Raw genomic sequence first — 14662 nt, 5'->3', positions numbered from 1 at the left:
ATTCATATGTTCTGGGAAACTTACATGAAAGAAGATATATTGGTGGATCTGGGAATATCAATTGGGATTTTCCTGCTGTTTCTCCTTTTCCGGAAGCTTTTCACCAAATATGTATTTACACTATTATTAAGGCTTAGCAGAAAAGCGCCAAATGACTTTTTCTCACATATTTTTGTTTCATTTCAAAAGCCGATTCAGTGGTTATTTATCATTATAGGAATCTATGTTTCTGTCGGTTATTTTCCTCACTTAAACCAGCATAATTCCTTGTTTTTAGATATTATTAGAGCGTCTGTTATCATTATGATTACCTGGGGTTTGTACAACATGGCAGCTGCATCATCTGCCCTTTTTACCAGTCTAAAGGTTAGGTATAATCTGGAAATTGATGATATTCTCATTCCATTTATCTCAAAGTCCTTGAGAGTTGTTATAGTGGCGATCAGTATCAGCGTGGTTGCCCAGGAATTTGATTATGATGTTAATGGCTTTGTTGCTGGACTTGGATTAGGCGGAGTCGCCATTGCTTTTGCTGCCAAGGATGTACTGGGCAATTTGTTTGGCGGATTTGTCATCATTACTGAAAAGCCGTTCACGATTGGCGATTGGATTATGACGCCAAGTGTGGAGGGAACAGTTGAAGATATTTCTTTTCGAAGCACCAGGGTAAGGACATTTGCCCAGGCGCTGGTCACAGTTCCTAATGCTACTTTAGCCAATGAATCGATTACAAACTGGAGCAAGATGGGGAAAAGGCAAATCAGCTTCAGATTGCGCGTTACTCATGATACAACGAAAGATCAAATGGCGAATGTGGTAGGGCAGATCGAGTATCTGTTAAAAAATCATCCCGATATACACCCGGAAACCATTCTTGTGACCTTTGACGACTACAAAGAAAATGGACTCGATATCTTCCTTTATTTCTTTACCAAAACGACAAATTGGGGAGAATTCTTGAAAATTAAGGAAGAAATTAATTTTGAGATCATGGACATTCTTGAAAATGAGCGTGTTTATGTAGCTATGCCAAGCAGGAAATTATATTTAGACCCTGATGGGGAAAATCAGCTGAATAAAGATTCCAGGGTAAGACAGGAATCGTGATATGAAAAAAAGGCGGCCCATAAGTCCGCCTTTTTATTTTGAAAATAATGTATTCCACTGTTCGGCCTTCGCTAAAGCAAGAGTGTCCTCTTTAACTTCTCCCGGCTTTACTCCGCTTCCAATGATATAATCAGCAAACTCCATGCCTACAAACTCGAAAATATATTGAAATTGCTGAACAAGGGGAAGTCCTTTTACTTTCGCGCTGCTGCCGCCTGTAATAACAACGTAAGCTTTCTTCTTTGCCAGCTCTTCTTTCAGGTTAAAGCGTTCATCCCTTAGATACTGTGACCAGCGATCAAAGAAATCCTTCATCGGACCGCTCATCCCATACCAATACAGAGGCGTGGCAAATAGAAAAACATCATGTGACAGCATATGCTGAATTAATTGCTCATAATCGTCTTTTACCGGTGAAAAACCGCCTGCTGCATGCCTTTTATCAATAATCGGTTCAATATGCATTTCAGACAGCTGAACAAGGGTATGTTCAGTGCCTTCTACTATTTTTTTTGCCAGGAATTCGGAGTTGCCATTTTCTCTTGTGCTTCCCAGCAGGGCCAAAACTTTCATAAAAAATCGCTCCTTCAACACTTTCATTTGTTAATGGATTTTACACAAAAAATTCCAAGAAAGCAAAGACCAGGTCTTTACATAAGTGCCCTCTAATTTTTACATTCTATTAATCTTCCATTTACACACTGTCACTATACTTTTAATTGTGGTTAAAAACAACAGGGAGGATTACTAGAATGAGATTAAAGAAATTGACAAAAAAAGCAATTCCGGTTCTTGCTGCTTCTGCAGTTGCGTTTGGAGGACTAATGGGTACAGTTCAGCATACAGAAGCAAAAGGGAACGAAGATAATAGAAAAATTAAGAATGTAATTTTCCTTATCGGTGATGGAATGGGAGTATCTTATACATCTGCATACCGTTATATGAAAGACGACCCAAGCACAAAATTTGTTGAGCGTTCCGAGCTGGATAAATATTTGGTCGGCCAGCAAATGACTTACCCGGAAGATCCGGAACAAAATGTAACAGACTCCGCATCTGCAGCAACAGCAATGTCTGCTGGCATTAAAACTTATAACAATGCGATTGCCGTAGATAACGATGGATCAGAAGTGAAAACCGTTTTGGAAGCTGCAAAAGAGAAAGGAAAAGCAACAGGACTTGTGGCAACCTCTGAAATTACGCATGCGACTCCTGCATCATTCGGCTCCCATGACGAAAGCCGCAAGAATATGAATGCCATTGCGGATGATTACTATGATGACCTTATCAATGGCGATCATAAGGTAGATGTACTTCTTGGCGGAGGCACAGATTTATTTGTCCGCAATGACAGAAATCTTACAGAAGAGTTTAAGAAGGATGGATTCAGCTATGTAACAGACCGCGACCAGTTATTTGCGGATGACAATGAGCAGGTTCTTGGTTTATTTGCAGAGCGCGGCTTGCCAAAAATGATTGACCGCACAGAAGATACTCCTTCATTGGAAGAAATGACGAGTTCTGCAATCCAGCGTCTGAACAAGGATAAAGACGGTTTCTTCCTGATGGTAGAGGGCAGCCAGGTAGACTGGGCTGGCCATGATAATGATATAGTTGGGGCAATGAGCGAAATGGAAGACTTCGAAAAGGCATTCAAAGCAGCCATTGATTTTGCAAAAAAGGACAAGCATACCCTTGTTGTTGCAACTGCTGACCACTCAACTGGCGGCTATTCCATCGGTTCTGACGGCATCTATAATTGGTTCAGCGAGCCAATTAAAGCAGCAAAGCGTACACCTGACTTTATGGCAGCGGAAATTGTAAAAGGTGCGGATGCAGAAAAAACTTTGAACCAATATATCGACCTTGATCTAACTGGTGAAGAGATCCAATCTGTTAAAGATGCTGCCGAAACGAAGAATGTAACAGATATTGATAACGCGATTGAGGAAATCTTTAATGAGCGATCCCATACTGGCTGGACAACTGGCGGCCATACTGGTGAAGACGTGCCGGTATATGCATTTGGCCCTTCAAGCGACCGCTTTGCAGGGCAAATCGAAAATACAGACCATGCTAAATTGATTTTTGAAATATTGAAGTCCAATGTAAAAGTTGAAGATAAATAATGTATCATCTCCCGCTGCTTTCAAGGAGCAGCGGGAACTTTTTACACCAATGGAAGGGGGATCATCATGAAAAAACTGATAACAATGATTGCTCTCTTATCGTTTGTTTTATTTGGATGCTCAAACGCGCCGGAACAGCCTTCTGATGTCAGTGCTGAAGCTCCGAAAAAAAGTGAAGCTGTGAAAAATTATGCACCAAACCCTCAGGTTCCGGATGATCGGCAGTTGGAAAAAGCAGGACAGACTCACCTGGACGAAAAAGGTGAACTTACTTTGAAAAAAACAAAAAACGTTAATGGTATTCATAGTATCGGCCCCATTGAAATGAAAGTGACAGATGCAAAAGTAATGCATTTGAAGCCAGACTACAGCTTAGTGGATTATTTTCATACCCTGACGCATGACGAGGAATTCGATTTTGTTAAAGTCTTTGTTGAAATTAAGAACACTTCTGATCAAAAAGTGAACTTTGCCCCGGCAGCCATCCTTGAAACAAGTAAAGGTGAGCAAATAACTTGGGAAAAGGATATTTACCTTGATGGGCTAACCGAAGAAATTGGGCCAAACGAAACCAAAGCTGGCAATGTTGGCTTTATAATAGAAAAATCGGATCTGACACATTTCGAAATCACCACTAGCGATGTGTTTAGTGCTGATGGGAAGAAGATTGAAGAGGCAGAAAAGATTCAAATCGAATTTTAACGGACAAGGCTCCAGAGATGGGGTCTTTTTTGTCAGTTTAAATCGCAGGTGTTTATCGCTGGTAGAATAGAGATTTTGCATGGCTGATATAATAAATAATTCGCAGATAAATATCCTTTAAGCATAGTTGACAGATTAAAAAAATCATATTAACATATATGTAACCGGTTACACCCGGTTTTAATTGAAAATGTTATGTAACCGGTTACAAATTAACCGGATTTGTTTTATTGGGTTGTGTAACCGGTTACATGTTTATAAAATGGTTACCTGCCTTTTAGAATGGAGAGAACCTATATGGTAACAATTAAAGATGTAGCTAAAGAGGCCCAAGTATCTGTTGCTACTGTTTCAAGAGTGATTAACAATCAGGGATACGTCCATGAGGATACAAGAGCAAAGGTTGAGAAAGCGATTAAAGCATTGCAATATCGCCCCAATAATGTAGCAAGGAGCCTTTTTAAAAAGAAATCCAAAATGATCGGGTTTATTGTCCCGGACATAACAAACCCATATTTTCCGCAGCTGGTTAGAGCAGTGGAGGATGTAACAAATAAAGCGGAATATACTACTTTTCTTTGCAATAGTGATGAGGATCTGAAAAAAGAATTAATGTACTTGGAAAAAATGCAGGAAAATCATATAGATGGTGCCATCATTGTTTCCAATACGTTAGAGCTTGAGCATGTTGAACGTTTGAACTTGCCAATCATAGCATTAGACCGTTTTTTCCATAACAGCATTCCTTCCGTAACAGTCGATAACTATAATGAAGCCCGAAAAGCTGTCAGATTCCTGCTTGAAAATGGATGTAAAAAAATTGCCCATATTAAAGGACCAAAATATATTGAAAACTCCATTTTGAGGCAGAAAGCATATGAAGACGAAATGAACGAGCAAAATATGCCGCTGATTGAGTGTGAGGGAGAATACCATTTAAAAGATTCCGAGAAAGCTTTCCTGGAACTGCTTAAACAAAATCCTGATATTGATGGAGTATTTGCAGGCAATGATGTCATGGCCGTTGGTGCCCTAAAAGCTGCTAGAAGACTTAACTTAAGTGTGCCAGAGGATCTATCTGTCATGGGGTTTGATGGTATTGAATGGACAGAAACGGTATCACCTGAAATCACCACGATGGCCCAGCCCATTTACGAGATGGGAAAAAGAGCCGCTACCATGCTTCTAGAACTGATTGATGGCAAAAGGCTTGATGACGTCCACGTAGTTTATGATACAGAAATGGTTATAAGGGAATCTGCCAAACGCAGATAATACAAAGAAGGTGAAATATAAATGATTACTGTTTTAGGAAGTATTAATATGGACCTCGTCACTATAACAAATAAAGATCCCCTGCTGGGCGAAACAGTTATCGGTGAGCATTTTTCAACTATACCTGGAGGCAAGGGAGCTAACCAGGCAGTTGCTGCAGCCAAGCTGGGAGCTGAAGTCCAGATGATTGGGCGAGTTGGCGATGATCTGTTTGGCAATGAATACTTAACACATTTGCGAAATCTGGGAATCAGCACGGATAGTGTGAAACCGGTTACACATGGGAAAACAGGGATTGCCAGCATAACAGTCTATGAGGGTGATAATAAAATTATCGTTGTTCCAGGAGCAAATCTTCAATTGACTCCCAATGTAGTAGAAGAGTACAAAGAAGAAATAGTAAAAAGCGACTGGCTCCTGCTGCAATTTGAAATTCCGCTGGAAAGTGTGGAAAAGGCTCTTGAAATAGCACATCAAGGCGGGGTCAAAGTCATTTTGAATCCTGCTCCGTTCGAACAGATACCAAAACATTGGTTTGAAATGATTACGTACTTAACACCAAATGAATATGAAGCAGAAGAGCTATTCTCACTATATAAAAATGATCAGGACGTGCTTAACTCATTAATAGATAAGCTTGTAATAACCAAAGGTGCACAGGGTGTACTGCTATATGATGGAAAAAAAGAAGTTACAATCCCAGCCTTAAAGGTAGAGACAGTAGATACAACCGGCGCTGGAGACACCTTTAATGGTGCACTTGCTGTTGCTCTTTCAGAAGGTAACGATCTCAAGAGTGCATGTGAGTTTGCCGTAAAAGCTGCTGCGTTATCTGTCACAAAGCTTGGTGCGCAATCCGGAATGCCCAGCCGTGATGAAGTTAATAGATTGCAGGAAAAATAGAATGGAGGTGCGGCAAAGATGAAAAAGAATGGAATATTGAATAGCGAAATCTCCAAGGTATTAAGTGAAATGGGACATACAGATACCATCGTGATTGCAGATTGCGGACTTCCAATCCCTAAAGAGATAAAACGGATTGACCTTGCTTTAAAACAAGGGACACCATCATTTCTACAAGTTCTTGAAGCATTGGTGGCAGATATGGAGATTGAGAAAGTCACCTTGGCACAAGAAATAAAAGACTTTAACCCTGAATTGAAAGAGGTACTTGAAAATAAGTTCACAGATAAAGATTATGTATCCCATGAAGAATTTAAGAAGCTGACGCAGCAAGCAAAAGCAGTTATTCGTTCGGGGGAAGCAACACCATATGCGAATATCATTCTGCATTCAGGAGTGATTTTCTGATGAACAAAACTCCAGTAGTTGAAATGAAGAATATTCATAAGTCTTTTTTCCATGTACAAGTTTTAAAGGGTGTCGATTTCGATTTAATTCCTGGTGAGATTCATGCTTTGATGGGAGAAAACGGAGCCGGTAAATCAACCTTAATGAAAATTCTTACGGGAATCCATAAAAGCAATTCCGGGGAAATTCTTTATAAAGGAGAAATAGTGGAATATCATTCACCCAAAGAAGCAGAAAAAGCCGGAATAGCAGTTATTCACCAGGAGCTGAACATCATTCCTTACTTAACTGTTGCAGAGAATATGTTCCTTGGCAAGGAACTGAAAAGGCAGCCATTTGGAATTTTAAAAACAAAAGAAATGAATGAGAAAACGAAGGAGAACCTGAATCGGCTTGGGATCGACATAGATCCTCAGAAGGAAGCAGGAGAATTATCAGTAGGGCAGCAGCAAATGATCGAGATTGCCAGGGCCATTGCTGCTGAAACGGAAGTTCTGATAATGGATGAGCCCACAGCTGCACTGACAGATAGGGAAATTGAAACACTGTTCACAGTCATAAATCAGTTAAGGAGAGAAGGAGTAGCGATTATTTATATCTCTCACCGCATGGAAGAGATATTTAGAATGTGTGATCGAATTACCGTTTTAAGGGATGGCCAATCGATCGGCACGAAGATAACATCCGAAACGGATTTCGAGGAAATTGTAAAAATGATGGTTGGCCGTGAGCTTGGGGAGCGTTTCCCAGAACGCACTGCAGAGATAGGCGGGGATCGTTTTGTGGTTGAAGACCTGAGCCTGGAGGGCATTTTCAATAACATCTCATTTAATGTAAGAAAAGGTGAGATCCTTGGTGTTGCCGGCTTAATGGGAGCAGGCAGAACTGAAATAATGGAAACAATTTTTGGGGCGCGCAAGAAGAAAAACGGACGGATATACATGGACGGTAAAGAATTAAACATTCGAAAACCACATCATGCCATTGCAGCAGGAATTGGATTCATTACAGAGGACCGTAAAGATGAAGGTCTCGTGCTTGGGTTAACGGTCCGCGAAAATCTGGCTATACCAAACTTGAAAAAATTATCAAAGTCAGCTGTTATACAGAAGCAGAAAGAAAAGCAGTGGACCGAGGAAATGATTCAAAAATTACGGATTAAAACGTCAGGGCCTGAACAAGAGGTCAAATCACTTAGCGGGGGAAACCAGCAAAAAGTTGTATTTGGCAAATGGCTCGGCACTGAGCCTAAGCTTCTCATCCTTGATGAACCAACAAGAGGCGTGGACGTAGGAGCGAAAAAAGAGATTTACTCAATTATGAATGAACTGACCGAAAAAGGCTTTTCCATTATTATGGTTTCCTCAGAGCTGCCGGAAATCCTGGGAATGTCTGATCGGGTGATGGTTATTCATGAGGGAAAACTGTCTGCCATTCTAGATAAGAAAGAAGCCAGTCAGGAAAAAATTATGGAAGCTGCAACTGGAGGGGTGAAATCATGAGTCAATTAACAAAAAGCCTGGGTTCTTTGCAAAGGCTTGGCCCGGTGCTGGGCCTGATTTTAATAACGATCATTTTAACCATCATGAGTCCCAGCTTTTTAACCACTGATAATATTTTTAACGTGCTTAGACAGGTATCCATTAATGCACTAATCGCATATGGAATGACCTTTGTCATTCTGACTGGCGGCATTGACCTGTCTGTCGGATCCATTCTGGCGCTTGCTTCTGCTTTAACTGCCGGTATGCTTGCAAGCGGCATGGACCCTGTGCTTGCAGTCATCGTTGGATTGGCTGCAGGTGCTGCAATGGGGATGGTTAACGGATTAATTATTACTAAGGGAAAAGTTGCGCCATTTATTGCCACACTGGCAACGATGACGATATTCAGGGGATTTACACTAGTGTATACAGATGGCCGTCCTATTACTGGACTATCAGACGCCGTGAGCTTTCAAATGCTCGGTAAAGGCTATTTTCTTGGCATTCCTTTCCCGGTTGTAACCATGTTAATTGCTTACTTTGTATTATTTTTCATTCTGAGAAAGACTACTTTTGGCCGTGGAGTTTATGCCATTGGAGGAAATGAAGAAGCTTCAAGGCTATCAGGACTTAAAGTGGACCGCCTAAAAATAGGTGTATATTCGATTACAGGATTCCTTTCTGCCCTAGCTGGAATCACTTTAGCTTCACGATTGAATTCTGCCCAGCCAACCGCAGGTGCAAGCTATGAACTTGATGCCATTGCAGCAGTTGTATTGGGTGGTACAAGTCTATCCGGCGGCAGAGGATGGATATTCGGCACATTAATTGGTGCATTAATCATTGGCGTTTTGAATAACGGATTAAACCTATTAAACGTTTCATCTTTCTATCAGCAAGTGGTAAAAGGCGGCGTTATTCTCCTGGCAGTCCTGCTGGATCGGAAAAAAGCTGCTTAAATAAATTTATATGAAAAATTTCAAGGGGGTTTTAGCAGTGAAAAAATTATTTCAGCTTTTTATTATCGCAGTTGCAGCTATGGTAGTAAGTGCATGTTCATTAGAACAGGGCGGCGGCAGTACAGAGAAATCATCCGATCAAAATAGCGGGGAAAAAGAAGGCACACAGAAAATTGGATTATCTATCTCTACCTTAAACAATCCATTCTTTGTTACATTACGTGATGGTGCAGAAGCGAAAGCAAAAGAGCTTGGTTTAGAAATCACAACGGTAGATGCACAAAATGATCCTGCAAAACAAGTAAGTGATATTGAAGATTTAATTCAGCAAGGTGTGGATATTCTTTTAGTAAACCCTGCAGATTCAGCAGCAGTTGCCTCTGCAATTGAGTCAGCAAACAATGCAGATATTCCTGTCATTACGGTTGACCGCAGTGCTGAAGGCGGCGAGGTTGTTACTCATATTGCGTCAGATAACGCAGCAGGCGGAAAAATGGCCGGTGAATTTATCATAGAACAGCTTGGCGGATCTGGAAAGGTTGTTGAACTTGAAGGAATTCCAGGTTCATCTGCTGCACGTGAAAGAGGCCAGGGATTTAATGATGCAGTCGGTGCAGCTGAAGGCTTTGAAGTTGCAGCAAAACAAGCAGCAAACTTTGACCGTGCAGAAGGATTAACGGTTATGGAAAACATCATTCAAAGCACTAGTGATTTCGGTGCGGTTTTTGCCCACAATGATGAAATGGCCCTTGGTGCAGTGCAGGCTTTGGCAGTTGCAGGCATGGAGGATGTAATTGTTGTCGGTTTTGATGCGACAGATGATGCTGTTAAAGCGGTAGAAGACGAAAAAATGGCAGCAACAGTAGCCCAAAAGCCAGACTTAATGGGTGAGCAAGCAGTAGATGCAGCTTCAAAGGTTCTTGCTGGGGAAGAACTGGAGGAATTTATTCCTGTTGAACTTGAATTGATTAAAAAATAATTTTTAAAATGAAGCAGTCCTCCAAAATGGGGGACTGTTTTTGGTTTTGCTGAAAAATGTCAGGTTCTGCTGATTTCAGATTTCGCTGGTAAGTTCAATTTTTAGAAGGTCATTCATTCAAATAAAAGGATATCTTGCTGAATAGTCGAATTCCTATTATTTTCAGGGTCTATCTTCTTCAATTCCTCATTTAAACAAATAATCTGGACCATTGAAGGTAAGGAGGAAGGTTTTGCCGACCCGGTGGCACAGGTAAAACGCCAGGCAGATGATTTAAAGAATTGGCTGGTTAGGTACCGTTTCCCTGTCATTCCGATTGAACCACTCGTTGTTATCGCAAATGAGCGCACCGTAATTAAATTCGATTCCCGTGATAAAATAATCCCTTATTTAGTAATCCCCTCTTAGGATATCATCAGCAAAATGAGATTGTATGAAAAAAATATACATCCGCTCTCCTCAATTCAAGACAGCTCAAGAAGTTATATTCATGCCTAATAGATGATCATAATCCGGCAGAAATTGATATTCTTCAAAGATATGCTCTACAGATAAATGACTTGATAAAGGGTGCTCAGTGTCCCAGCTGTTTATCGTTTCCTATGAACAGGGGCCATGGCAACTGGAAATGCCTTGCGTGCAGCCCTGTTTCAAAAGATACACATATTCAGGCATTAAATGATTATGCCCTCCTGATTAATCCAACAATAACAAATAAAGAAGCCCAAAATTATTTGGGCAGCCTATCCAGTGATACAGCAAAGCGGATTCTTAAGCAAACTTGCGGAGTAAGTGCAGGAAATAAAAAAGGGAAACGTTATTTTATTCCTTTTGATGAAGTTTAATTGACAACCATCTTCCCCTATATTAAAGTTAACTACGTTAATAGTTAAACAGTTGAACAGTTAAACGATAGAATAATTACTTTGTGAGGTGAATATATAAGTGAATGTGCCAAATATTAAGGATTTGGTCGACCGGTATATTGCCGTTTCTTTTTCCGTTGAGAAAAAGGCTGCGTCACTTGTGAAAAATCAAATAGGCAGCGATCTGACCAATGACCAGCATTTTACACTGAGGTACATAAATCAGGTGGGATCTTGTACTTCGTCAGAGCTTGCAGAAGTGTTTGACGTGAAAAAGAGCGCGATTACGGCGATGATCACGCGCATGTGGGAAAAAGGGCTGATTCAGCGAACACGAGATGAAAATGATCGCAGGGTTGTCTATCTGACTCTTACCGAAAAAGGGAATGAGTTGTACGTCAAAGCAGAAGAAAAGATTCATAACCTTGTAGAATCGCTGATAAACAGATTTGATCAGGCCGAAATCCAGCAGTTCATTGAAACCTTTGAAAAATTGGATAAAGTACTATCGCAGTCTAACGGGCAGTAAGGCTCCCGTTCTAGACTCAGGAGCAATCGAAGGAGTATGAGCGGGAGTCAAACTGCCCGTATAGGCCCGATTGGTTCAACTAACAATCAGTGGGGGGAGAGAACCCCCACTGATTGAAGTTTCACTTTATCAGAAAACAAAGCGGGGGATTAAAGAGTGTATTCAATTATTAAAAGAAAATGGCTTGTCATTGTCGTTTGGATCGCAGTGGTTGCCGGCTTGTTTATGGCAGCGCCAAACATGGCAGATCTGGTCCGTGACAAAGGGCAGATTACTGTGCCTGAAGAGTATTCATCCACACTTGCCGGGGATATCATGCAAGAAGTGCAGAAGCAGGAAGGCGGCGGGGATGAGACCCAGGTCGCACTTGTTTTTCATAATGATAAAAAGCTGACAGAAGAAGAAATCCAAGAAGCGGAGAAAGCTGTCCGAACGCTTGAAGAAAAAAGCGGCGAAATGGGAATTACGGAAATTCTTACCCACTTTAATGAAGAAAGCTTGAAAGATCAGCTTGTTTCAGAGGATGGCAAGTCCATTCTGACTTCTGTCAATGTAAGCTGGAACGACCGTGAGCCAGCTGAGCTGAGTGAAGAGCTTTACTCAGCTATTGATGATGCAAAGGTAGATCATTATTATACGAGTGAATGGCTGATCAATGAAGATCTCATGAACAGTTCGCAGGAAGGACTGAAAAAGACGGAAGGAATCACAGTCGTCTTTATTCTGGTTGTTTTGCTGCTGGTATTCCGATCAGTGGTTGCGCCCATTATCCCGCTGCTGACAGTTGGATTTACCTATCTTGCCTCACAATCCATAGTGGCATTTTTAGTGGATAGACTGGATTTTCCAATTTCAAACTATACTCAGATTTTCCTTGTGGCGATTCTGTTTGGGATTGGAACAGACTATTGTATCCTTCTGCTAAGCCGCTTTAAAGAAGAACTTTCCTATAATGAAAGCACAGCGGATGCCATTGTGGCAACATACCGGAATGCGGGCCGCACAGTATTTTTCAGCGGCTTGGCTGTTATGATTGGCTTTGCTGCAATTGGCTTCTCGCAATTTATTCTTTATCAGTCAGCAGCAGCTGTGGCCATTGGTGTAGCAATATTATTAATTGCTTTATTTACCATTGTGCCATTCTTTATGGCGGTGCTGGGGCAGAAAATTTTCTGGCCTTCGAAAAAGAGTGCCGAGCATGGAGAAAGCAACCTATGGGGTACAGTCGGGCGATTCTCTCTTGCGCGTCCATTCGTGGCATTGCTTATAGTGGCAGCCGTTTGTGTGCCGTTCCTGGTGACATATGACGGAGAACTTTCTTACAACTCCCTTGAGGAAATCGGAGGAGATGTTAATTCCATTAAAGCGTTTAATGCCATTGCTGACAGCTTTGGGCCAGGAGAATCCATGCCAACGCAAATCGTCTTGAAAAACGATGAGGAAATGGATTCCGCAGAATATGTAGGCCTGGCTGAAAAAATCAGCCGAGAGGTTGAAAAAGTAAATCTGGTGGATACAGTCCGATCTGTCACAAGACCAACTGGAGAGCCAATCGAAGACTTCTTTGTTGCCAAACAAGCTGAGACTCTTGAAGAAGGCCTTGGAGAAGGTAAGGACGGATTAAATAAAATTTCAGACGGCTTAAATGAAGCAAGCAGCGAACTGTCCAAATCAGAGCCTGAGCTGCAGAATGCCACAAAAGGCATCAACGATTTGATCTCTGGCACCAATGAAATCAAGTCCGGACTTGGTGAAATTCAGACGAACCTTGCAAAAATTGAAGATGGAATTCGCCAGGGGTCTGTGGGTTCAGATCAAATTAAATCTGGATTAGGTGATGCGAAAGCTGGAGCGGAAGAGCTTACAGCAAATTATCAAAAACTCTTAAACGGTTACCAGTTATCCCAACAAGGGTTAACCCAGCTGCAAGCTGGATATTCTAAGGCCAGTTCAGGACTGGGTGAAATAATGGCAGCAAATGATGCTTTATATAACCACCTTGATGCCAATTATGATCAGTTAGCAGCGGATCAAACCTACCAAACTTACAAACAGGCAATACAAAAGAATTTTGGTGAAGTTACAGGGGCTTTATATGAGCTGAATTTGAGGATTGCTGAGTTAAATAATGGATTGGCAGAAGCAAATAAGGGATTTGATGTAATACTAAAAGAACAGTCAAAACTACCTGCCGGACTTCAGCAGCTTGTCAAAGGAATCGAAGCCCAGCAGGCTGGCCTCAATCAGCTTGCTGACGGGCAGGGGCAAATCGTGGATAATTTTCCGAAGCTGACAAATGGTTTAGCAGGAATCAATGGCGGGCAGGAACAGCTGCTCGCAGGATTCAGCGGTCTTGGCGGACAAATCAGCCAGCTGACAGATGGTCTTGGCCAGAGTGCAGATGGGCTGGAACAGGTGTCTGAGGGTCTCGGTTCGGCACAGGATTATCTGGCTGGCCTATCAAATTCGGAAAATATGGATGGTTTCTATCTGCCGCCTGAAGTTCTGGAGGATGAAGAGTTTGCCCAGGTGTTTGATGTCTATTTGTCAGAGGACCGTAAAGTCATGACAATGGATGTAGTGCTAGAAGCAAATCCTTACTCCAACGAAGCCATTAACCAGGTGGGTGAAATCAAAGAAGCGGTGGAAAGAGCGACAAAAGGGACCAAGCTTGAAAATGCGGTTGTCGCAGTAGGCGGGATTACAAGCACAAATGCTGATTTGAGCACAATGTCAGATCAGGATTATTCCCGTACAGTTGTATTGATGCTGCTTGGTATTTCGATTATTCTTGTGTTCCTTTTCAGGTCTATTATCATGCCAATCTATTTAATTGGTTCATTGATTTTGACCTACTATACAAGTATGGCAATGAATGAAGCGATTTTTGTAAACCTGCTTGGATATTCGGGCATCAGCTGGGCAGTTCCATTCTTTGCATTCGTTATTTTGGTCGCACTTGGCGTTGATTATAGCATTTTCTTAATGGACCGCTTTAATGAATATCGTGACCTTTCAATTGCAGATGCAATGCTGTTATCCATGAAAAAGATGGGCACAGTTATTATCTCAGCTGCTGTTATCCTTGGCGGAACATTCGCGGCCATGATGCCATCCGGGATGCTGTCGCTATTGCAGATCGCGTCTATCGTTCTGGTCGGATTAATGCTTTACGCACTAGTAATGCTGCCGCTATTTATTCCGGTTATGGTCAAGAACTTCGGCCAGGCAAACTGGTGGCCGTTTAAAAGAAGCGCAAATTAATGTATGTCGAGACTGTCTTTAAGGCAGTCTCTTTTTGATGGGAGAAAGAGTTTATTC

The 14662-nt window shown here is 41.6% G+C and carries 14 protein-coding genes; 13 read left to right on the top strand and 1 reads right to left on the bottom strand.

All coding sequences use genetic code 11. The annotated features are described in order from the left end of the window. The first annotated feature begins 6 nt into the window (after positions 1–6). A complete protein-coding gene (locus tag NR125_RS08595) occupies positions 7–1107 on the top strand; it encodes a mechanosensitive ion channel family protein (RefSeq protein WP_009331803.1) in 1101 nt (366 codons plus the stop codon). A gap of 33 nt (positions 1108–1140) precedes the next feature. Here NR125_RS08595 and NR125_RS08590 read toward each other — a convergent pair whose 3' ends face one another. Continuing rightward, positions 1141–1680 carry a flavodoxin family protein gene (locus NR125_RS08590; RefSeq protein WP_009331802.1) on the bottom strand — a complete coding sequence of 180 codons (540 nt, stop codon included), beginning with the start codon at positions 1678–1680 and terminating at the stop codon, positions 1141–1143. A gap of 179 nt (positions 1681–1859) precedes the next feature. Here NR125_RS08590 and NR125_RS08585 point away from each other — a divergent pair, with 179 nt between their 5' ends. The 12 genes from NR125_RS08585 to NR125_RS08530 all read left to right on the top strand — a co-directional run bounded on the left by NR125_RS08585 (position 1860) and on the right by NR125_RS08530 (position 14605). Beyond that, entirely contained in the window at positions 1860–3236 is a 1377-nt protein-coding gene (locus NR125_RS08585; RefSeq protein ID WP_009331801.1) for an alkaline phosphatase, read from the top strand. A gap of 66 nt (positions 3237–3302) precedes the next feature. After that, entirely contained in the window at positions 3303–3938 is a 636-nt protein-coding gene (locus NR125_RS08580) for a DUF4352 domain-containing protein (RefSeq protein ID WP_009331800.1), read from the top strand. A 297-nt stretch (positions 3939–4235) separates the two neighbouring features. Beyond that, positions 4236–5213: a LacI family DNA-binding transcriptional regulator gene (locus NR125_RS08575; RefSeq protein ID WP_009331799.1), complete on the top strand. Its 978-nt coding sequence runs from the start codon at positions 4236–4238 to the stop codon at positions 5211–5213. 21 nt (positions 5214–5234) lie between these two features. Further along, a complete protein-coding gene (gene rbsK, locus NR125_RS08570) occupies positions 5235–6116 on the top strand; it encodes a ribokinase (protein WP_009331798.1) in 882 nt (293 codons plus the stop codon). A gap of 18 nt (positions 6117–6134) precedes the next feature. Next, on the top strand, positions 6135–6524 hold the full coding sequence (gene rbsD / locus NR125_RS08565; protein WP_009331797.1) for a D-ribose pyranase: 390 nt from the start codon (positions 6135–6137) through the stop codon (positions 6522–6524). After that, positions 6524–8026, top strand: a complete 1503-nt coding sequence (locus NR125_RS08560; RefSeq protein WP_009331796.1) for a sugar ABC transporter ATP-binding protein — start codon at positions 6524–6526, stop codon at positions 8024–8026. The genes rbsD and NR125_RS08560 overlap by 1 nt, the downstream gene beginning before the upstream one ends. Beyond that, positions 8023–8967 (top strand): ABC transporter permease subunit, encoded by a 945-nt coding sequence (locus NR125_RS08555; RefSeq protein ID WP_009331795.1) that lies wholly within the window; start codon positions 8023–8025, stop codon positions 8965–8967. The genes NR125_RS08560 and NR125_RS08555 overlap by 4 nt, the downstream gene beginning before the upstream one ends. Positions 8968–9004: 37 nt before the next feature. Next, positions 9005–9946, top strand: a complete 942-nt coding sequence (gene rbsB, locus NR125_RS08550; protein WP_256815042.1) for a ribose ABC transporter substrate-binding protein RbsB — start codon at positions 9005–9007, stop codon at positions 9944–9946. A 141-nt stretch (positions 9947–10087) separates the two neighbouring features. Beyond that, on the top strand, positions 10088–10354 hold the full coding sequence (locus tag NR125_RS08545; protein ID WP_139266819.1) for a nuclease-related domain-containing protein: 267 nt from the start codon (positions 10088–10090) through the stop codon (positions 10352–10354). A gap of 194 nt (positions 10355–10548) precedes the next feature. Further along, complete coding sequence (locus tag NR125_RS08540) at positions 10549–10791, top strand: hypothetical protein (RefSeq protein ID WP_009331793.1); 243 nt, start codon at positions 10549–10551, stop codon at positions 10789–10791. 100 nt (positions 10792–10891) lie between these two features. Next, the gene (locus tag NR125_RS08535; RefSeq protein WP_009331792.1) at positions 10892–11341 is read left to right on the top strand and encodes a MarR family winged helix-turn-helix transcriptional regulator; all 450 of its coding nucleotides are present in this window, start codon (positions 10892–10894) and stop codon (positions 11339–11341) included. Between the two features lie 156 nt (positions 11342–11497). Beyond that, positions 11498–14605 (top strand): MMPL family transporter, encoded by a 3108-nt coding sequence (locus tag NR125_RS08530; protein ID WP_009331791.1) that lies wholly within the window; start codon positions 11498–11500, stop codon positions 14603–14605. Positions 14606–14662 lie beyond the last annotated feature (57 nt).

It is taken from the genome of Cytobacillus sp. Bac17 (assembly GCF_024519925.1).
Taxonomy (GTDB): domain Bacteria; phylum Bacillota; class Bacilli; order Bacillales; family Cytobacillaceae; genus Cytobacillus; species Cytobacillus pseudoceanisediminis.
Note: the sequence above shows the minus strand (reverse complement) of the source record. Positions and strands in the feature narration are given on the sequence as shown.

Bases quoted from the DNA above. Each gene is read 5' to 3' on its own strand.
- NR125_RS08580 (WP_009331800.1), top strand. From the start codon at position 3,303: ATGAAAAAACTGATAACAATGATTGCTCTCTTATCGTTTGTTTTATTT.
- NR125_RS08540 (WP_009331793.1), top strand. From the start codon at position 10,549: ATGAACAGGGGCCATGGCAACTGGAAATGCCTTGCGTGCAGCCCTGTT.
- NR125_RS08585 (WP_009331801.1), top strand. From the start codon at position 1,860: ATGAGATTAAAGAAATTGACAAAAAAAGCAATTCCGGTTCTTGCTGCT.
- NR125_RS08555 (WP_009331795.1), top strand. From the start codon at position 8,023: ATGAGTCAATTAACAAAAAGCCTGGGTTCTTTGCAAAGGCTTGGCCCG.
- NR125_RS08595 (WP_009331803.1), top strand. From the start codon at position 7: ATGTTCTGGGAAACTTACATGAAAGAAGATATATTGGTGGATCTGGGA.
- NR125_RS08575 (WP_009331799.1), top strand. From the start codon at position 4,236: ATGGTAACAATTAAAGATGTAGCTAAAGAGGCCCAAGTATCTGTTGCT.
- NR125_RS08560 (WP_009331796.1), top strand. From the start codon at position 6,524: ATGAACAAAACTCCAGTAGTTGAAATGAAGAATATTCATAAGTCTTTT.
- rbsK (WP_009331798.1), top strand. From the start codon at position 5,235: ATGATTACTGTTTTAGGAAGTATTAATATGGACCTCGTCACTATAACA.
- NR125_RS08590 (WP_009331802.1), bottom strand. From the start codon at position 1,680: ATGAAAGTTTTGGCCCTGCTGGGAAGCACAAGAGAAAATGGCAACTCC.
- rbsD (WP_009331797.1), top strand. From the start codon at position 6,135: ATGAAAAAGAATGGAATATTGAATAGCGAAATCTCCAAGGTATTAAGT.